The organism is Sporosarcina sp. SAFN-015, from assembly GCF_051966875.1.
In the GTDB taxonomy this organism is placed as follows: domain Bacteria; phylum Bacillota; class Bacilli; order Bacillales_A; family Planococcaceae; genus Sporosarcina.
Map to the genome: position 1 here is coordinate 131,255 of NZ_JBQCKP010000002.1, position 18,427 is coordinate 149,681.

Sequence of the window (18,427 nt, forward strand, 5' to 3'; positions counted from 1 at the left end):
TTTTCACGTATAAAATTGGAAGACCACTGGATTTCGTAAGGAAATATCGATAAAATTGGCTCACAGGTGTTGATGAGAAAGCAGGGATAGCATGTACAAAGTTGCGGTTGTCGGTCCGGCCCGATCTGTTAATCGGATTCTAACGTTAGCAATGGAGATAGAAAAGGAATTGGAATTCATTCCGTATGTTTATATGAAAACGAGTGAAGTAGAGGATTTTGTTAAAAATCCAAAGGTACCGGTGGACTTTTGGCTGTTTTCAGGTTACATACCTTATAAGATAGCGCTTAATGTGAAAGGCCCTCAAGAAGCTTTCGTATATATTGATTCGAGCGAATTAAGCATTTATAAGGAAATCGTGAATTTATCTAATAAAATTGGCAAACTCCCGGAACGGATCAGTATTGATATCGTAACATCTATTCATCTTGAAGAAGAGACTGTCAAATTGGAAAAAATAATGAAAAAAGTATTTGTGAAAAAATTTGACGTGGAGATTGACGCAGAAGAATTATTTAATTTTCATTATGAATTATGGCTAAAGGGAGAGATAGAAGGGGCGTTGACTTGCTACCCCACTGTTTATGACCGATTGAAGGAGGTGGGAGTTCCAGCGTTTTGGCTATCGCCGACTCGTAATGAAATCTTCCACACCACACGAATGTTTTTTGAGAAGATCAAGACTTCCTACTATAAAGACACCCAAATTGGCATTAACTTGATTGAAGTTATCGAATATGACGCTATCAAGGAAAAAATGAAGGAATCGTATAAATTGGAGTATTTGGAGCTTCATTTGAAAAAAACACTTATCCAATTATGCGAATCGCTGGACGGATCGCTTATCGAGCAAGGGAATGGCAGGTATGCAATCTTCAGTACACGTGGGGCGGTGGAGCGCGAAATCAGAACAGTAAAAGAGAAAGTGAATCATCTTTCGCTCGAAGCGGATTCGAGTGTTGCTGTCGGGATCGGCTTCGGTCAGACTGTCCTAACAGCAGAAGTGAATGCAAATCGGGCGATTCGTGAATCAAAAGAGATAGGGCAGCAAGAAATCATTATCATCCAGGAAGATGGGACAATAATTGACGCTGCCGGGAAAAGTGAGGAACTTATTTACGCCTATAGAACGGATGACGAAGAATTTGTAAAGAGGTTGAATGAAGGCAATATCAGTGTCAAGACATTTAAGCGCATTGAATCATTGATTCGGAAAATGGATTGGGCTGATTTTACAACAAAGGACTTGGCAATTCACTTAAAGATGAGCGAACGTAATGCTCAAAGAATAATAGCAGAATTATGTGCGGTACATCTGGCTGTCTGCATCGGGGAGGAGTCCCATTATTCGAGGGGGAGGCCGGTGAAACTATATAAGCTCGTCTAGCAAACAGCACTCTGTTCCATTCCGAGAAAAGAACGTTTTTGATGGATTGTATGTATACGGAAGATTTATTGAAAACGAGTTGAATAAGTAATCCATCTTGGCAGCATTGGCTAAGGTGGATTTTTTATTTCGGAATATAAATTAAATATTAAAACAAATACGTTCATAAGTATAGTAGAATAGAGTCAATTGTAAGTAAAATTTTGGAAAGGGGCGGTGGGGAATGATTTTATCTGTTAAAGACGTGTACAAATCATATGGCAAAGAACAGGTTTTGAAGGGGATTACGTTTGAGATTGAAGAGCCACAGATCATAGCGCTCGTTGGGCCGAATGGGTCTGGGAAGTCTACGTTAATGAACATCATTACGAATTTGTTGCCTGCACATAAGGGCGAAGTGGAGGTTCTTGGGAAGAGCAATCGGAATCCAAATATTTTCCGTGAGATTTCTTTCATGCAGGACAATACGGTGCTATACGAATATTTAACGGGGTACGATCATTTGCAATTCATTTGCGACGTGCAAGGATTGTCAAAGAAACAATTATTGGACACGGCGGAACGTATCGGGATTACGAGTTATTTGAATAAAAAAGTGAAAAATTATTCGCTTGGAATGAAACAGCATCTGCTGCTCGCAATGGCTGTCGTGAACAAGCCGAAGCTCATGATTTTGGACGAACCGTTGAATGGTCTTGACCCAACGAGTGCTATTCGGGTACGAAATTTGCTGCTCGCGTTGCGGGAAGAAGGGACGGCTATTTTATTGTCATCTCACAATCTGGCGGAAATCGACCGTGTGACGTCATCGATTTTATTCCTGAAGAAAGGAAGTTTGATTCAGGAAGATATGGCGGAATTTGAGCAAGTACGCTATCAGATTACAGTTAATGATATCGTAAAAGCGGAAAAGACATTGGCATCAGTGGGGATACCTGTCGAAGTAGTGGATGAGCGGCTGCATCTATACCGGAAAGATATAGGGCTTGACCGTGTGTTCTATTTGTTGGATCAAGAGCAGATTGTTATTGACGATATCGAGAAGAAAGTGTTCGGTTCCGAGGAGCGCTACCGGAAAATCTTTACGGAAGAGACGAAGTCCAATGAGCTTGTTGAAGTTTGAGCTGAAGAAGATTTGGCGGCAGAAGAAGTTCATTTGGTTATTGGTTATAGTGATGCTGACCGTTGGATGGTTTTTTTATCAAAACAAAATCGAGCAGGATTTGATGTCGAAAGAGGCAGAGGAGAAAATACTTCAAGTTGTTCTCAAAGTCGACCAACTGTACGCACAGCTCTTGCCGTTGAACAGGGAGAATAGGCTGACAGAGGTGCAGGCGGAGCAATTCGACATCTTGAACAATATGGCGACGGCCACGTTTCAGTGGAAGAGCGCCATTTACGGAAAACGTTGGGATGAAATACCGCTCGTCGAGAATGAATTCTATTCGCTATTGGAAAAGTATGAGAAAACTGGTGGTGTCTTTACAACATTAGAGGGCGTAGAACGGGAAAAGGCCATTAATAAGAATGCTTATTTGGTAAAGCATGATTTGCCGTATGCCAACGAAACAGATCCGGTGTCCCCTGCCTTGCAAATGAGTGAAATCGCTCCCATTTTGCTAGGACCGGCCGGACTTTTGCTGCTATTGCTCCTTTTTGGGAACGCTTATACTTCGGAGAAGGAGCAGCAGACATTATTGACGTTAAGGACGCAACCGCTCCGTAGATGGGAGTTGTTGCTTGCGAAGTACGCGGGATTGCTAACCGTAACGTTTTTCTACTTGGTTTTCGTCGCGATTGGCGGATGGATGATCCCGGTTGTTTTCGGAGAAACATTCAATGACTTGTTGTATCCAACGTTTCTGGAAACAGGCGATTCATTCTCCATCATTCCCATATGGCAACATTTGTTGAATGTGACGATTCTATTTGTGGGAGCGGGGGCATTCCTTTTTGCCTTGTTGCTTTTAATTGGTACGCAATTAAGAAGCTCATTTTCAACAATCATGCTGACAGGCTTCCTTACAATGATCGGCGTTGTACTGACGGATGCACTGCCGATTACGCAGACACCTTGGAACCCTTTCCAGTTTTTCCGCGCAGACCGGTTTTTGACCGAAATGCCGACCGATCCGATAGGGATGTATGCAGTTTCGGCAATTCTATGGAGCGTTTTATTGCTCGCGGCAACCATTTTCTTGCGTGAAGGTGAACGTGGTTTATTTAAATCGGCCGAGGAACTGAAGCCGTACCATAAAGGGAAAATGACACATCTCCGCTCCATTTGGAATACTAGTTTGTTTGAATGGCGGAAGTCGAAGCGGAGGGGGCTTGTCGGGCAGTCGCTGATCGTCCTATTCATCGCTGCTATTGTCGGCTATTTCTATTTCGCGGAGCAAGTGAAGGAGAAGGAGACTGAGGCTCTCGAAAGGTTGGCATCGATTGTAGAAGATGCGGAGAATGAGACGGGACTCATCGGTTACTTTATGGAAGCCATCAAAGAAATGGAGAAGCAGGTTGCAGAAGCAAATGCAAGAGGTGAAGACGGGGATTTCATATATGGACATAATATTGAATACTTTAACGAGTATATAGATGTAGCCCGTGAAGAAGCCGCGCATGCCGAACGTGCATTGAAGGCTTATGAAAATAAAGATTGGACCCCGTTATACGAATATCAGCTGTTCAATGACCATCGATATCTTGAAAGCTTGAAAGAGTCTAAAAAGCATAATTATGATCCTCTCACCATTTTCGGCTATGAAACAGCGATTGCGCAAAAAGAGTGGATGAAAGATCATAATATCCAACCGGTATTTGCGGGCACCTATATTCCGAACATCCATGACCAATGGAAAGAGGAACACCGGAAGGAGAAGAAAATGAATGAACAGGCGAACCGGAAAGTTGATCATAGCGGGTTATTCTCGCTCTTTATGTATTTCCGGGACTACCTGTACTTCATTCCGCTGATTTTATTCCTTCTCCTTGTAGGCGCAGGCTTTTCGGGCGAGCGAGGGAAGAGGCCGACGTTGCAGTTGCTTGAGACATTGCCGATCATGAAGCGTTCCCTTTTCCTTGGTAAAGTGTTTTTCAGTTCTGCTATTGCGATCGGGAGCGCGATTGTTGTTTTCCTGTTTGCCGTGCTCGTCGGAACGGTGTTCAACCGGTTTGGCGACTGGATGTATCCGGTGCTGCATTATCATAGCAGAAAAGAATTCCAATCGTTTGATTTTACAGGGCAGCGGGCATTCGAGGGCGGCTATCACTTCATGCCGCTCGGAGAGTACTTGTTGAAGGCCCTCTTGCTATATGTTTGTGCAGCATTGTTCCTGCTTGCATTGACGAATGTCCTAGGGCTCTTCATCCGCCAGCCGCTAGTCGTGTACGCATTGACGGGATTAATAAGTTTAGCAGGGTATTTAGTGAGTTGGGAAATGAATGATTTTGCTCATTATTCGCCGTTCCTCTATCTCAACATACCGAAAATTGTCAACGGGGAAATAATGACGCTGCTGAATGTTCCGGCCATTAGTGTGTATATGGGCTGCGGGATGCTGCTTGGAGCGACGGTTTTCCTTTTGGGTGCGGCTTATATCGGATTGAGTTTTGAGAAGGGGAGGAAGTCGGTAACAGCAACGGCGTGAACGCTCACAGCATAAAAGAGGATTTAGGGAAAAGATTGATCAAGCCCAAGAGCCTTATATGTAGACACGATATATAGTGAATAAAAAAGAAGATGAACACTACATTTTGTAGAGATTCATCTTCTTTTTCGTTTGAATGGCCGTTTATCAACAGCCCATTGAGCATTTTTGTGTGTACATCAAATCATTATGTCAATCGTCGCATTTTTCTTTAACTCTTCAGCATGCTGAGCAATTTTTTCCTGCTGTTTTTGCTGATGAAGAGATTGTTCGATTTGCGGTTTTACTTCCTCAAGCTTTGGAGCTTCTTGTCCTGCACTCTTTGCTTGTTCTGCATATTGCTCATACATTCGTTGGATTTCTTCATCGGTTATTTTGCCTGCCGGCACTTCTTTCTCAACGTACTGTCTAAGTTTAACATCGTCAGCTATTTGAGTTTCAAGTGTTTTCATATCTATGCCGGATTGTTTAAGGGCGGCTTCGAATTCTTTTTCTGTTTTAAACTGTTTTTTTATTTCGTCCAGCTGCTTATTAATCTCTTCCTCTGAAACTTTATAGCTTTTTTTATCTGCCTCTTGTAGAAGAAGAGTTTGCACGACCAAGCTGTCAATAGTTTGATTTTTCGCTTGCTCTGCACCTTCTTTAGAAGTCGGATCTTGTCCCATTAGCTGCAGTTGTCCTTGGACAGACGCTAAACCAGTATTATAGTCGCTTCCCAAAATCTCTTTATCATTCACTATGGCGACAGTTTTATTTTCATCTATTTGCTGTTCTTCTAATTTCTTTTGCATTTCTGCCATTTGGTTTTGCTGTTCCTTCTGCTGATCGGTTTCGGCTGTTTTATTATCATTTGTGGCTTCTGTATTTTCTCCATTTGCTCCGCATGCCACTAAAATAACGGCCATTAGACCGGTTACTAATGTAAACAACATTTTTTTCATAATCGATCTCCTCCCTTTAGCTAGAAGTATGATTTTTATTAAATAAATCATCTAGTGCGCATTATAAAGTTAATCCTGCGAAAAAGAAACGGGATGCGCCCCTTTTTAATATTTATCACAGGATTGAAATATCTGTAATGACTATGGATGCGTATAAAAAAGGCGATACATATTGTGCTTTCACAATATGTATCGCCCTTTAAACGTTCATCGTTGTATTCACCTTTTCGGCTCATAATTGAGCATTTGAAACATTTCCTTCAGTTCCTTATCCGTCAAGTCGCGCCATTGTCCGATTGGCAAATTGCCAAGATGGATGTTCATGATCCGTGTACGCTGGAGGCGTCTGACGTTGTAGCCGAGTGCCGAGCACATGCGGCGGATTTGGCGGTTTAGGCCTTGTGTCAACGTGATGTTGAATTTGCGGGGGCCAAGTTGTTTCACTTTGCACGGTTTCGTCACTGTGTCGAGGATTTCGACGCCGGATTCCATTTTTTGAATGAATTCTTTTGTAATGGGGCGGTCCACGGTGACGATATATTCTTTTTCATGGCCGTGTTCTTCGCGCAGGATTTCATTGACGATGTCGCCGTCATTTGTAAGAAGCAGCAAGCCGTCGGAGTCTTTGTCGAGCCTTCCGATATGAAAGATGCGGAGCGGGTGATTGACGAAATCGACGACATTCCCCTCAATATGACGTTCAGTCGTGCTCGTAATGCCGACGGGTTTATTGAGAACGATATAGACGAGCTGCTCTTCGGTTTTAACGGGTTTGCCGTCGACACGTACTTCATCTCCTTGTTCGACTCTGCTTCCGAGTTCTGCGGGCTGGCCGTTGATAGTGACGCGTCCGTCTTCAATCCATTTGTCTGCGCCGCGTCGCGAAACGATGCCAGCTTCGCTTAAATATTTATTAATTCTCATTCGGTTCACCTTTTTTCGAGTTTCTTTCCCACTATTGTACAGCTTGGGCAATAGTTATACAAAGTATGGGGGCTACATATATTAACGAAAGGTTGACAATTGATTGAATGAATAGTAAGGTTAGTACAACTTTTTTGTTCGGAGAGGGTAGAGGGGCCGGGAGCGGCGCCGCCCAGGAACAGATGAGTCGAGTTGAGAAGAGCATAGCTGAGAAATTGTTGAATAAGAGGAGTAGCTTCGGAATCGCGATATAGAGAGTCAGTGGGTGGTGGAAACTGATTCGCGGCCGTTGTGAATGGACTTATGAGAGCTGTCTGGAGTTTTTCAGGCGGACGCCTTTCCCACGTTACGGGAAGTGCCTTTTTTAGGCGCGCCGAGTGGAAGCTATTTTAAGATGGCTTCAAATAGAGGTGGCAACGCGGGTAACCCGTCCTCTGCAATTGGACTTTTCTGTCCTTTTGCAGAGGGCTTTTTTGTTTTTAATCTAGCCTGCCACAAACAAATTAGAAGAGGAGAGCTGAGATGGAAAAGACGAGTTTACGTATTACAGAGAAGAAGATTGAAGGAGATTCACTGACGCCGATCCTTATTTTCAGGCGGTTGCAAGGGCGCCATCGATTTTTGTTGGAAAGCTCGTCGCAGCATGATCGGTCGGGGCGGTATTCGTTCATCGGGGTGGATCCGGTGAAGGCATATCGCGGAAGGAATGGCCGGTTGGAAGAGTTCGTGTATGCGACGGAAAAGACATATGTGCATGAAGGGGATTTGTATACACTTCTGAAGAGATTGATGCCACGTATTGCGGAGCATGGAAAATATCCATTCATGGGAGGCGCAGTCGGATATGTCGGCTATGGGGCGGCGGAGGAAGCAGTAGTTCATTCCAATGAAAAGCCTGATGTGTATTTCAATATTTACGATACGGTCATCATCTTCGATCACCTTCTGAATGAAGTGACGTTGCTGCATACGGAAATCCATCCGGAATACGCGAAGCCAGACTTAAATGCTATGGCGGAGACGATTACATCAGGGCCGGTAGAAGAAGAGAAGGGCGTATCCGTTTCTGATTATCGATGTGCAATCTCGCAACAAGAATTTGAGGACCGTGTCCGGCAGGTGCTGCAGTTCATTGAAAAAGGCGAGGCTGAGCAGGTTGTCCTCTCCCGGAAGCTTGTGGCAGAAATCGATGGCGACCCGTTTGCGCTGTATCGAAAACTGCGTAAAAAGAATCCTTCGCCTTATATGTACTATATGGAGTTCGGTGATCATACCGTCATCGGTGCTTCTCCAGAAAGTCTCGTCAAGGTGACGGACGGAACGGTCATAACGAATCCGATTGCAGGGACGCGGAGACGGGGGTACACCGCCGAAGAAGATCGAGCATTGGAAGAAGAGCTGCGAAGTGATCCGAAAGAGCTTTCGGAGCACGACATGTTAGTCGAAGTAAGCAAGAAAGAGATGGAAATGGTCTGTGAGCCATCGTCCATCCTCGTTTCGACATACATGGAAACCGTAAGATATGAGCATGTCATGCACCTAGTTTCGGAAGTGGAAGGCAAAATAGCCCCGGGTTTGCATGCACTCGATGCACTAAAAGCGACTATGCCGGCGGGGACGGTTACCGGTTCGCCGAAAAAGGTTGCGATGGATATCATTACACAGCTTGAGGATGAGCCGCGAGGGTTGTATGGCGGTGCAATAGGCTATATCGGGCTAAATGGGAATATCGATTTTGCATTGACCATCCGGACGATGACGGTGCAGGAAGGAATAGCGACCGTGCAAGCGGGCGCAGGGATTGTGAAGAATTCAGTGCCAGCGTTGGAATATAAGGAGACAGTAAACAAAGCACGTTCTTTATTGGACGCTTTGAAATAAAGGACTTGATAAGAAGAGGAGAGATGAGCGGTGAAAAACTATACGAGAATAGTAGAGGAAGGCCGGAACTTACAGTATGAAGAGATGGAGCATGCGGCAAAACGGTTGTTTTCGGAAGAAGCGAATGTCGAGGAAATGGCCGCGTTTCTCGTCGCTTTGTCCAAGAAAGGAGAAACAGCGACTGAAGTGGCGGCGTTAGCTTCGGTCATGACGTCACATGCAATAGAAATGGACGTCCCGTCTGCCCGTTATTTGGACAATTGCGGAACAGGCGGGGATGGTTCGAACTCGTTCAATATTAGCACGACGTCGGCTTTTGTTTTAGCGGGTGCTGGTGTACATGTAGCCAAGCACGGCAACCGGAAAGTCACAAGTGCAGCGGGCAGCCAAGATGTGCTCGATGTGCTCGGCATCCATTCACGTTTTACAACTGACGATATGGGAAGGATGCTTCGTGAGGAAGGGTTAGCCTTTTTGTTCGCACCGATCGTCCATCCGAAAATGAAGCGGATTGGCGAAGTGCGAGCAATGATCGGTAAGCCGACAATCTTCAACCTCGTCGGACCGCTGACGAATCCTATTCCCCTCGAAACCCAATTCACGGGCATTAACCGTCCCGATTTTATTATGGAATACGCGTCCGTTATGCGAATGATTGGAAGGGAAAGGGCACTTGTCGTATCAGGGGCGGGAGGCCTGGATGAGGCGTCACTTGCCGGACAGAACTCGTTTGTCCTTATGGATAAGGGAGACTTGATCCCGTTTTCATTAACTGCCGAAGATGTTGGGCTATCCTATGCTCCTTTATCTGCGATTCGCGGTGGTTCACCGGAGGAAAATGCTGCGATGATCCGCTCCGTGTTACAAGGCGAACGGGGCCCGCGTTTTGACACGGTCGTATTCAATGCTGGTTTAGGGTTGTTCACGAACGGCATGGCAGATTCGATACAGGAAGGGATTGAACTGGCGACCGACAGCATTCTGTCGGGTAATGCACTTCGGAAATTGAAGGCAGTTGTAGCATTCAGTGAACAGATCGGGCAGGAGGCGATGGTGAAATGACGATATTAGAAACGATTTTGCAGACAAAACGGCTTGAAGTGAAGCAGCTTTTAATGGAGGAACTTGTCGTTTCATGTGAAACATTGCCCAAACGTCCTTCCCTTTTTGAAACGTTAAGAGAATCAGATCGCTTGGAAGTCATTTCGGAGATGAAACGCGCTTCGCCTTCAAAGGGGATGATCGCCGGGAATACGGATTCGGTCGCGCAAGCGAAGGCGTACGAGCAAGCTGGAGCGGCATGCATCTCGGTATTGACGGATTCAACTTTTTTCAAAGGCTCCTTGGACGATTTGGCGGCGGTAGCTGAAGCAGTCAAAATCCCGCTGCTCTGCAAGGATTTCATCATCCATGAATTGCAGATCGACCGAGCGAAGCAAGCAGGGGCATCTGTCATTTTACTTATCGTAGCTGCGCTTGACGATGTGACATTGCAAAGGCTATACAGCTATGCGACTGCGCGTGGACTCGAAGTGCTTGTGGAAGTGCATGATGCAAAGGAATTGGACCGTGCTCTTGCAATAAATGCAAAACTGATTGGCGTCAATAACAGGGATTTGAAAACGTTCGATGTTGATATGGCAAGGACGGAAGAAGTTGCAAAGCATTTTCCATTCAATGAAAATCGCGTATTCATCAGTGAAAGCGGAATTAAGGACGCGGAGGATGCGAGTAGAGCGGCTATGGCCGGAGCAAGCGCTGTTCTTGTCGGTGAGTCGCTCATGCGGAGTGCTTCCGTTGAAGACTCGCTCCGTTCGTTGCAAGTTCCAAAGGCAGGTGTTCCGCTATGACGAAAGTGAAGATTTGTGGGTTGATGGAGCCTGAGCATGTTAGAGCTGCGGTGGATGCGGGGGCGGATGCGGTCGGATTTGTATTTGCACCGAGCAGACGCCGTGTCGCGATTGCGCAAGCAAAAGAACTGGCACGACTCGTTCCGGATCATGTTATAAAAATTGGTGTCTTCGTTAATGCGGAGCAAGAAGAACTGGTGCGGGCATTTCGGGAGGTGCCGCTCGATTTCATTCAATATCATGGCGGGGAGTCAATGGGAACTATCAAAAAAGCAGGACTTCCTTCTATTAAAGTATTATCAGTGCATGGCAGTGAAGATGTGGAAAAGGTGCATGGCTATGATACGGAGTATGTCTTGTTCGATACGCCAGGCGTTGAATTCAGCGGCGGAAGCGGGAAGGTGTTTGACTGGAGTTTGGTGGAGAAGGATGTTCCGAGAGATCGTCTTATTTTGGCGGGCGGATTGCATGCGCAAAATGTCAGAGAGGCAATCCGGCAAGTTCGTCCGTATATGGTAGATGTGTCAAGTGGAGTGGAGATAGATCGTAGGAAAGACGCGACACTGATCCGTGAGTTTGTTCAAGCAGTGAAAGAGGAGGAGAGCTGAGATGGCAGTAGAGATGAGAAAAGGAAGGTATGGAAAGTTTGGTGGACAATATGTGCCAGAAACGTTGATGTCTGCGCTGATCGAATTGGAGAAAGCCTATGAAGAGGCAAAGGCCGATCCGACGTTTGCGGATGAGTTGGATTATTATTTGCGTGATTTCGTCGGTAGGGAAAATCCATTATATTTTGCGGGGCGTTTGACGGAGAAGGTCGGGGGCGCAAAAATTTTCTTGAAGCGTGAGGATTTGAACCATACGGGCGCCCATAAGATCAATAATTCGCTCGGGCAGGCGTTACTTGCGATGCGGATGGGCAAACGAAAAATTGTTGCGGAAACAGGTGCTGGGCAGCATGGTGTGGCAACCGCTACGGCTTGCGCATTGTTCGGTTTGGAGTGCATTGTCTTCATGGGCAAGGAGGATATCCGCCGACAGGAGCTGAATGTGTTCCGGATGGAGCTGCTTGGCGCGAAAGTAGTATCGGTCGATAAGGGATCTGGCACGTTGAAGGATGCTGTCAATGAAGCGCTTCGTTATTGGGTCGCGAATGTGGACGATACGCATTATATTTTAGGCTCAGCGCTCGGTCCGCATCCGTTCCCGGAAATCGTGCGTGATTTTCAACGGGTGATCGGTGTAGAGACGAGGAGGCAGATTATCGAGAAGGAAGGTCGTTTGCCTGACGCGGTCGTTGCGTGTATCGGAGGCGGCAGCAATGCAATCGGTATGTTCCACCCGTTCGTCGAAGATGAAAAAGTTGCATTGTACGGTGTTGAAGCGGCGGGTAGCGGAGTTGCGACAGGACTTCATGCGGCAGCGATTGCGGATGAGAAGGAAGGTGTTCTGCATGGGGCGTATATGTATGTGCTTCAAGACGAGAACGGCTTCATCCAGGAGGCGCACTCGATTTCTGCAGGTCTTGATTACCCGGCTGTCGGACCGGAGCATTGCCATTTGCATGACATCGGAAGAGTGAAGTATACGGCGATCACGGATGCGGGAGCGTTGGAAGGACTTCAGCTTCTATCAAGGACGGAAGGCATCATCCCGGCGTTAGAAAGTGCGCATGCGATCCAGTTTGCGACAGAGCTGGCAAAAAGCATGGAGAAGGACCAAATTGTCGTCATCTGTTTATCAGGCCGCGGTGATAAAGATATGCAGACAGTTCGTGATGTGCTTGGAGGTGGAGCGGAATGAAGACATTGGAGAAGAGAATTCGTACATGTATCGAGGAAGGCGGAAAGGCGTTCGTACCGTATATAATGGCGGGCGACGGAGGTTTAGTGACGCTGAAAGAGAAACTGCTCTTTTTGCAGGAAGCAGGCGTGACAGCGATTGAAGTCGGCATTCCTTTTTCGGATCCGGTAGCGGATGGGGAAGCTATCCAACATGCAGGAGCAAGAGCGCTTTCCGAAGGCGTGACGCTTCGGAATGTTTTGGAGGAGCTTATGAATTGTAAAGGGGAATTGGCGGTTCCTTTGGTTGTTATGACGTATTTTAATCCGATTTTGGCAATTGGTGTGCATCAATTTGTCGAAGCGTGCGGAAAAGCAGGGATCAGTGGATTAATTATCCCGGATTTGCCGCATGAGGAAAGTGGATCACTTCGTGGAATGTTGAAAGGGACTGATATTGCATGGATCCCTCTCGTGTCGTTGACAAGCCCGGATGAAAGGATTGCAATGATAGCAGAGGGCGCTGAAGGTTTCTTATATGCTGTTACCGTCAATGGAATTACCGGAAAACGGAATGAATTCGGTACGGCTATTTATTCCCACCTAGAACGTGTTAAGCGATTCAGTCCTGTACCTGTATTGGCGGGGTTTGGTATTTCAACGCAAACACAAGTGAAAGAGATGGGCAATTATACGGACGGAGTCGTTGTCGGAAGCGCGATTGTCGAAGCCTTTCATCGGGGGGAGCTGGAAAGTATCCGTGATTTAATACAGTCTGGTGTAGAGAAATTTGAAATTGTCGATCAACGTTGAAACTTTTCATGCTGTCATAACGTACATATAGCAAAGGAGTTGTACGGGATGCATTTGGATATGATCAGGCAAGAAGTAGAGATGACATATGACAAAGTGAAATCATTGGCAGGCTGGAGTGTCGATAAAAACGTTGTGTTGACGATCACTTCGTATTACGTGACGGCAGCGAAAGAATTCGATGCTGTTGACTTCAGTCGTGCCATGGCCGCCTTGAAAGAGCGGGCAGGCTGGTTTTCGCCCTTACGCGGGAATCTGTTGCCGATGATGGCAGCATTTCTTACACATTCTGAAGACTCAGTGGATGAAGGCGCGGATCGGCTCATTGATAAGCAACGGGCGTTAAAGCAGACTGGTTTTCGGAATACAATCCATTCTTATCTCGCCGCGCTGCTCATGGCTGATGATGCCAGCCGATTTCAAGAAGAGGCTGACCGTGCGAAAAAACTATATGACGCGATGAAAAAACAGCATTATTTCCTTACATCGGATGATGATTATGCATACGCCATGCTGCTCGGTAAAAAAGGGGAGGACCCGGAGGCCCACGCCAAGTCGATGCGGACTTACTACGATGCATTACGGGAAGAGGGATTTCGAACAGGCAATGAACTTCAGTGGCTTTCGCAAGTCATGACGTACATGGATATCGCATTCCAGCCGCAGCTTGTCAAAAGGGCATGGGAAATTTACGGTATGCTTCGGGACAACACAAAAGCGAAGCCTGTCCATTATCCGATGGTCGGATTTCTGACTGTGTTCGAGGTAGGAGATGAAAAGATTAGGGAAATCATCCAGCTGGCAGAACAATTGGGACAATCGAAGTTATTCAGATGGAACAAAGAAATGGCACTTTCGATTGCCATCGGTCATGTGATGCATCGCTTGACGGAAAATGCTGAGCAAGTAAATGTCAGTCTTGCCGCATCCGTAGAGATGATTCTGCAGGCACAGCAGGCGGTGATGGCCGCTACGGTGGCGGCAGTTGCCGCGTCATCGGCTGCAAGTTCCTCGAATGGATAATTGCAAGTGAATAGCAAAATAGTCAGGTGAAAAAAGCCGTTGTAGAACAGCAACAGCTTTTTTCACCTGTTTTTTTATGGACAACGATAGAAGATCGAAAAAAAAGTTTACGCTGAACCATTACGAGAAAACGCTTACATAGCAATGATTGTAACATGTTTGTCATATTAGAAATAATATAAGATTTTGATATTCTAAAAAAACAGTATTGTCAGGACTTATGTTGTGTAGTATATTGAGTTCAATAACTTTAAACGAAATCTGAAAATTAGTTATTTGAGAAAGTGTCAGTTAGTAGTGAGTAAGGAGGAAATTCTATTGAAAAACCCAGTCTTGGAAATAAAGGATCTTCGTACGTCATTCAATATTAAGGGCGACTATTATGCTGCGGTAGATGGAGTTTCCATTACAGTCCACGAAAATGAAGTCGTTGCAATCGTCGGTGAATCGGGTTGCGGTAAAAGTGCATTAGCCCTTTCTGTAATGGGCTTGCATAACCTGAAATCCACGAAGCTTGAAGGCCAAGTAAATTTTGGTGGACAAAATTTACTGACGCTATCACGTTCGCGATTGGATAAAGTGAGAGGGAAAGACATCGGGATGATTTTCCAAGACCCAATGACCGCTTTGAATCCGCTAGCGACAATCGGACGGCAAATTGAAGAGCCGATGGATTATCATATGAAATTATCCGCAAGCGAGAAGAAAAAGAGGACATTGGAACTACTTCGACGAGTAGGCATTAAAAACGAACAACGCGTCTACGAGCAATATCCGCATGAATTATCAGGTGGGATGAGACAACGTGTCGTCATCGCAATCGCTCTAGCATGCGACCCTGTTCTATTGCTCGCGGATGAGCCTACGACAGCTTTGGACGTTACGATCCAAGCGCAAATCATGGATTTGATGAAAGAACTGCAAAACCAGATGAAAACAGGCATCATCCTGATCACACATGACCTAGGGGTCGTCGCGGAAATGGCGGACCGTGTAGTCGTCATGTATGCAGGTGAAGTCGTTGAAATAGCAGAAGTAAAAGATTTGTTTGAAAACCCTTTGCATCCATATACCCGTTCTTTATTGAATTCAATCCCTTCTAACATGGATTCAAAAGAAAAATTGCATGTCATTGATGGAATCGTTCCATCCATTCAGAACCTCGACCGCAAAGGATGCCGTTTCGCACCGCGGATTGAGTGGATTCCTGAAGAGGATCATGAGGAGATGCCGGAAATGCATGAAGCTGCACCAAACCATTTTGTCCGATGCTCATGCTATAAAACGTTCTACTTTCCGGAGGACAGAGTAGGAGAGAAAGAATATGTCGCTACTAACAGTTAATGATTTAAAAGTTCACTACCCGATCCGAGGTGGTTTTTTCCGTAGAGTAGTAGATCACGTAAGAGCAGTCGATGGTATCAGTTTTGAATTAGAGCCTGGCGAGACTTACGGACTAGTTGGAGAGTCGGGATGCGGCAAGACAACTTCCGGCCGGGCGCTCATCGGCTTAAATAAAGTGACAAGTGGAGAAATGCTGTTCGAAGGAAAAGACTTGGCTAAAATGGGCAAGAGCGAAAGACGCAATTATACAAAGGATATACAAATGATTTTCCAAGATCCATATTCCTCATTGAATGGCAGGAAAAACGTCTTGAGTATCATTGCTGAGCCCCTCCGAAACTTTGAAAGGCTATCGCCGAAGGAAGAGTTGCTTAGAGTGCAAGAGTTAGTTGCAAGAGTCGGCTTAAGCCCTGAGTCTATTTATAAATATCCTCACCAATTTTCTGGTGGGCAGCGGCAACGTATCGGAATTGCACGGGCGCTAGCTCTGAATCCAAAGTTGATCATTGCGGATGAGCCGGTATCCGCGTTGGATGTATCTGTTCAGGCGCAAGTGCTGAACTTCATGCAGGAGATACAAGAAGAATTCAACCTGACATATCTATTCATTTCGCATGACTTAGGGATCATCCAGCATATGTGCGACCGAATCGGCATCATGTACAGAGGCCGTTTCGTAGAGGAAGGGACTGCTTCCGAAATTTACAACAATCCACAGCATGTTTATACAAAACGGTTGATTGCCGCAATTCCGGAAATGAATCCTGAGAAGCGTTTCGAAAAGATGCATTTACGTCAGGCAATCAATCAGGAATACCAAACTGAATATAGCAACTACTTTGATAAAGATGGGCGGATGTTCGATCTGAAGAAAATCTCGGATACGCATTCCGTCGCTATGCAATAAGGAGGATGATGTAAATGTTGAAATTCATTTTACGAAGAACACTGCTCATGATTCCACAGCTCATCCTTCTCAGCATTATCATCTTCATGCTTGCAAAAGCGATGCCGGGTGATGCGGTGACGGGGGCGTTTCAAGGGAATCCAGACGCTACACCTGAACAGATAGAGAAAATTCGTGAAAAATACGGATTGAATGATCCATGGTACCAGCAATATGGTCGTTGGATTTCAAAAGCAGTGCAAGGCGACTTCGGTATGTCCTATATGCATCAGCAACCAGTCACGAACTTATTGGCAGGGCGGGTTGAAAACACCGTACTTTTAGCGTTGTTTACAATGATTGTCATTTACTTGATCGCCATCCCGCTTGGCATTATTGCTGGAAGATGGTCAGATACTTGGGCGGACAAAATGATTGTCACGTATAACTATTTCGCTTTCGCGACACCTACATTCGTATTTGCTTTATTATTGCTATTCTTATTCGCTTTCGTACTCGGCTGGTTCCCGACCGGTAACAGTGTTGACATCCGAATTGAAGTCGGGACATGGGACTATTTCGTGAATAGGGCGAAGCACTTATTCTTACCAGTCATGTCTGGTGCTCTAATCGGAACTGTCGGAACTATCCAATACTTACGGAATGACATTATCGACCAGAAGATCAAAGACTACGTAAAAACGGCCCGCGCGAAAGGTGTGCCGGAAGGGAAAGTATATACGCGACATATTTTGCGTAACTCGCTATTACCAATTGCAGCTTTCCTTGGAATGGAAATTACCGGTCTTATCGGCGGTTCGGTTTTTATTGAAACAATTTACAGTTATCCAGGCCTCGGATACCTTTTCATTCAGTCTATTAACTTACGTGATTTTACCGTCGTAACGGCGCTCGTAATGATTTCTGGTGCTGCCGTCATTATCGGAACATTGCTTTCGGATATTATTCTGAGCATTGTCGATCCACGTATTCGACTTGAATAGTGAAAAGAGAGAAGAGGAGGGGAAATGAATGACTAATCCAGTTCTAGATGAAAAAAAGCTTATTGCACAAGAAAAGTTAAATAATCCGTCGCTTATGCGCACGATTTGGCGTGAAATAATAAACGATAAAATGGCGTTGGGCTCGTTGATTTTGCTTACAATCATCGTTTTAGCGGCATATATCTCTCCATTAGTGATTGACCCGGCCTCTTTGACGCGGGTAAACTTCCTGAACGTTTGGAAACCACCATCCGCTGCCAACTGGCTTGGTACTGATGATGGAGGTAGGGACGTGTTCGGACAACTTATGATTGGGACAAGAAACTCACTCACAATCGGAGTAGCGGTTACCGTCCTTGCAGGGTTGTTCGGCTTAACGTATGGGCTAATATCGGGTTATTTCGGTGGCGCTGTGGATAATGTTATGATGCGTATCCTTGAATTCCTCATGGTATTGCCGTCATTGATGTTCATTATCGTATTTGTAACAATCGTACCAAACTATAATGTATTTACGTTCATCCTGATCGTAAGTTTATTCGCCTGGTTCGGTAAGGCGAGACTTATCCGGTCAAGGGCTATTTCTGAAAGGGAGCTTGATTATATCAATGCTTCCAAGACGTTAGGAACACCAAGTTGGAAGGTCATGTTCTTTGAAATGTTCCCTAACTTGAGTTCCCTCGTCATTGTTAATATGACACTTACGCTTGCAGGAAATATCGGGTTGGAGACAGGGCTGACCTTCTTAGGATTCGGTTTACCCGCTGGAACTCCATCTCTTGGAACGCTGATTTCGTTCGCAAGGAACCCTGATATCGTAAAGAATAAGTGGTGGTCATGGTTACCTGCAGCATTACTAATTCTAGTAATGATGCTGTGTATAAATTACGTCGGGCAAGCGGTCAAACGCGCGTCAGACGCAAGGCAAAGATTAGCCTAAAAAATA

Annotated in this window: 16 protein-coding genes and 1 other annotated feature; of the genes, 14 read left to right on the top strand and 2 right to left on the bottom strand. The window is 45.6% G+C overall.

Annotated features, from left to right (window positions below; all coding sequences use genetic code 11):
• Window positions 1-91 precede the first annotated feature (91 nt).
• From ACTHPA_RS03630 to ACTHPA_RS03640, 3 genes are all read left to right on the top strand, one after another.
• Complete coding sequence (locus tag ACTHPA_RS03630; RefSeq protein WP_440498753.1) at window positions 92-1,387, top strand: hypothetical protein; 1,296 nt, start codon at window positions 92-94, stop codon at window positions 1,385-1,387.
• A gap of 223 nt (window positions 1,388-1,610) precedes the next feature.
• Entirely contained in the window at window positions 1,611-2,510 is a 900-nt protein-coding gene (locus ACTHPA_RS03635; protein ID WP_440498755.1) for an ABC transporter ATP-binding protein, read from the top strand.
• Window positions 2,491-5,034 (top strand): ABC transporter permease subunit, encoded by a 2,544-nt coding sequence (locus tag ACTHPA_RS03640; RefSeq protein WP_440498756.1) that lies wholly within the window; start codon window positions 2,491-2,493, stop codon window positions 5,032-5,034. The genes ACTHPA_RS03635 and ACTHPA_RS03640 overlap by 20 nt, the downstream gene beginning before the upstream one ends.
• 179 nt (window positions 5,035-5,213) lie before the next feature.
• Here the strand turns inward: ACTHPA_RS03640 and ACTHPA_RS03645 are convergent, their stop codons facing one another.
• Together ACTHPA_RS03645 and rluF are read right to left on the bottom strand one after the other, a co-directional pair.
• A complete protein-coding gene (locus ACTHPA_RS03645) occupies window positions 5,214-5,975 on the bottom strand; it encodes a SurA N-terminal domain-containing protein (RefSeq protein ID WP_440498758.1) in 762 nt (253 codons plus the stop codon).
• Between the two features lie 219 nt (window positions 5,976-6,194).
• Complete coding sequence (gene rluF, locus ACTHPA_RS03650) at window positions 6,195-6,899, bottom strand: 23S rRNA pseudouridine(2604) synthase RluF (RefSeq protein WP_440498759.1); 705 nt, start codon at window positions 6,897-6,899, stop codon at window positions 6,195-6,197.
• 209 nt (window positions 6,900-7,108) lie between these two features.
• Window positions 7,109-7,337: a binding site (T-box leader), on the top strand.
• A gap of 84 nt (window positions 7,338-7,421) precedes the next feature.
• Between rluF and ACTHPA_RS03655 the strand changes: the two genes are divergently transcribed.
• The 11 genes from ACTHPA_RS03655 (at window position 7,422) to ACTHPA_RS03705 (ending at window position 18,421) form a co-directional block, all read left to right on the top strand.
• On the top strand, window positions 7,422-8,780 hold the full coding sequence (locus tag ACTHPA_RS03655; RefSeq protein ID WP_440498760.1) for an anthranilate synthase component I family protein: 1,359 nt from the start codon (window positions 7,422-7,424) through the stop codon (window positions 8,778-8,780).
• A 30-nt stretch (window positions 8,781-8,810) separates the two neighbouring features.
• A complete protein-coding gene (trpD, locus tag ACTHPA_RS03660) occupies window positions 8,811-9,842 on the top strand; it encodes an anthranilate phosphoribosyltransferase (RefSeq protein WP_440498761.1) in 1,032 nt (343 codons plus the stop codon).
• Window positions 9,839-10,630, top strand: a complete 792-nt coding sequence (gene trpC, locus ACTHPA_RS03665; RefSeq protein WP_440498762.1) for an indole-3-glycerol phosphate synthase TrpC — start codon at window positions 9,839-9,841, stop codon at window positions 10,628-10,630. Before trpD ends, trpC begins: the two co-directional genes overlap by 4 nt.
• Window positions 10,627-11,238, top strand: a complete 612-nt coding sequence (locus ACTHPA_RS03670) for a phosphoribosylanthranilate isomerase (protein WP_440498763.1) — start codon at window positions 10,627-10,629, stop codon at window positions 11,236-11,238. Before trpC ends, ACTHPA_RS03670 begins: the two co-directional genes overlap by 4 nt.
• 1 nt (window position 11,239) lies before the next feature.
• Entirely contained in the window at window positions 11,240-12,433 is a 1,194-nt protein-coding gene (gene trpB / locus ACTHPA_RS03675) for a tryptophan synthase subunit beta (RefSeq protein WP_440498764.1), read from the top strand.
• Window positions 12,430-13,224, top strand: coding sequence for a tryptophan synthase subunit alpha (trpA, locus tag ACTHPA_RS03680; protein WP_440498765.1), 795 nt, complete (start codon window positions 12,430-12,432; stop codon window positions 13,222-13,224). Before trpB ends, trpA begins: the two co-directional genes overlap by 4 nt.
• A 48-nt stretch (window positions 13,225-13,272) precedes the next feature.
• On the top strand, window positions 13,273-14,247 hold the full coding sequence (locus ACTHPA_RS03685) for a DUF4003 family protein (RefSeq protein ID WP_440498767.1): 975 nt from the start codon (window positions 13,273-13,275) through the stop codon (window positions 14,245-14,247).
• 318 nt (window positions 14,248-14,565) lie between these two features.
• The gene (locus tag ACTHPA_RS03690; RefSeq protein WP_440498768.1) at window positions 14,566-15,591 is read left to right on the top strand and encodes an ABC transporter ATP-binding protein; all 1,026 of its coding nucleotides are present in this window, start codon (window positions 14,566-14,568) and stop codon (window positions 15,589-15,591) included.
• On the top strand, window positions 15,572-16,498 hold the full coding sequence (locus ACTHPA_RS03695; RefSeq protein ID WP_440498769.1) for an ABC transporter ATP-binding protein: 927 nt from the start codon (window positions 15,572-15,574) through the stop codon (window positions 16,496-16,498). Before ACTHPA_RS03690 ends, ACTHPA_RS03695 begins: the two co-directional genes overlap by 20 nt.
• A 14-nt stretch (window positions 16,499-16,512) precedes the next feature.
• A complete protein-coding gene (gene opp4B / locus ACTHPA_RS03700; RefSeq protein ID WP_440498770.1) occupies window positions 16,513-17,481 on the top strand; it encodes an oligopeptide ABC transporter permease in 969 nt (322 codons plus the stop codon).
• Between the two features lie 28 nt (window positions 17,482-17,509).
• Window positions 17,510-18,421, top strand: a complete 912-nt coding sequence (locus ACTHPA_RS03705; protein WP_440498771.1) for an ABC transporter permease — start codon at window positions 17,510-17,512, stop codon at window positions 18,419-18,421.
• Window positions 18,422-18,427: the final 6 nt, after the last annotated feature.

Coding starts and splice junctions, on each gene's coding strand:
- ACTHPA_RS03695 (WP_440498769.1), top strand. CDS start 15,572: ATGTCGCTACTAACAGTTAATGATTTAAAAGTTCACTACCCGATCCGA.
- ACTHPA_RS03640 (WP_440498756.1), top strand. CDS start 2,491: ATGAGCTTGTTGAAGTTTGAGCTGAAGAAGATTTGGCGGCAGAAGAAG.
- rluF (WP_440498759.1), bottom strand. CDS start 6,899: ATGAGAATTAATAAATATTTAAGCGAAGCTGGCATCGTTTCGCGACGC.
- trpB (WP_440498764.1), top strand. CDS start 11,240: ATGGCAGTAGAGATGAGAAAAGGAAGGTATGGAAAGTTTGGTGGACAA.
- ACTHPA_RS03705 (WP_440498771.1), top strand. CDS start 17,510: ATGACTAATCCAGTTCTAGATGAAAAAAAGCTTATTGCACAAGAAAAG.
- ACTHPA_RS03670 (WP_440498763.1), top strand. CDS start 10,627: ATGACGAAAGTGAAGATTTGTGGGTTGATGGAGCCTGAGCATGTTAGA.
- opp4B (WP_440498770.1), top strand. CDS start 16,513: ATGTTGAAATTCATTTTACGAAGAACACTGCTCATGATTCCACAGCTC.
- trpC (WP_440498762.1), top strand. CDS start 9,839: ATGACGATATTAGAAACGATTTTGCAGACAAAACGGCTTGAAGTGAAG.
- ACTHPA_RS03685 (WP_440498767.1), top strand. CDS start 13,273: ATGCATTTGGATATGATCAGGCAAGAAGTAGAGATGACATATGACAAA.
- ACTHPA_RS03655 (WP_440498760.1), top strand. CDS start 7,422: ATGGAAAAGACGAGTTTACGTATTACAGAGAAGAAGATTGAAGGAGAT.
- ACTHPA_RS03630 (WP_440498753.1), top strand. CDS start 92: ATGTACAAAGTTGCGGTTGTCGGTCCGGCCCGATCTGTTAATCGGATT.
- ACTHPA_RS03645 (WP_440498758.1), bottom strand. CDS start 5,975: ATGAAAAAAATGTTGTTTACATTAGTAACCGGTCTAATGGCCGTTATT.
- ACTHPA_RS03635 (WP_440498755.1), top strand. CDS start 1,611: ATGATTTTATCTGTTAAAGACGTGTACAAATCATATGGCAAAGAACAG.
- trpA (WP_440498765.1), top strand. CDS start 12,430: ATGAAGACATTGGAGAAGAGAATTCGTACATGTATCGAGGAAGGCGGA.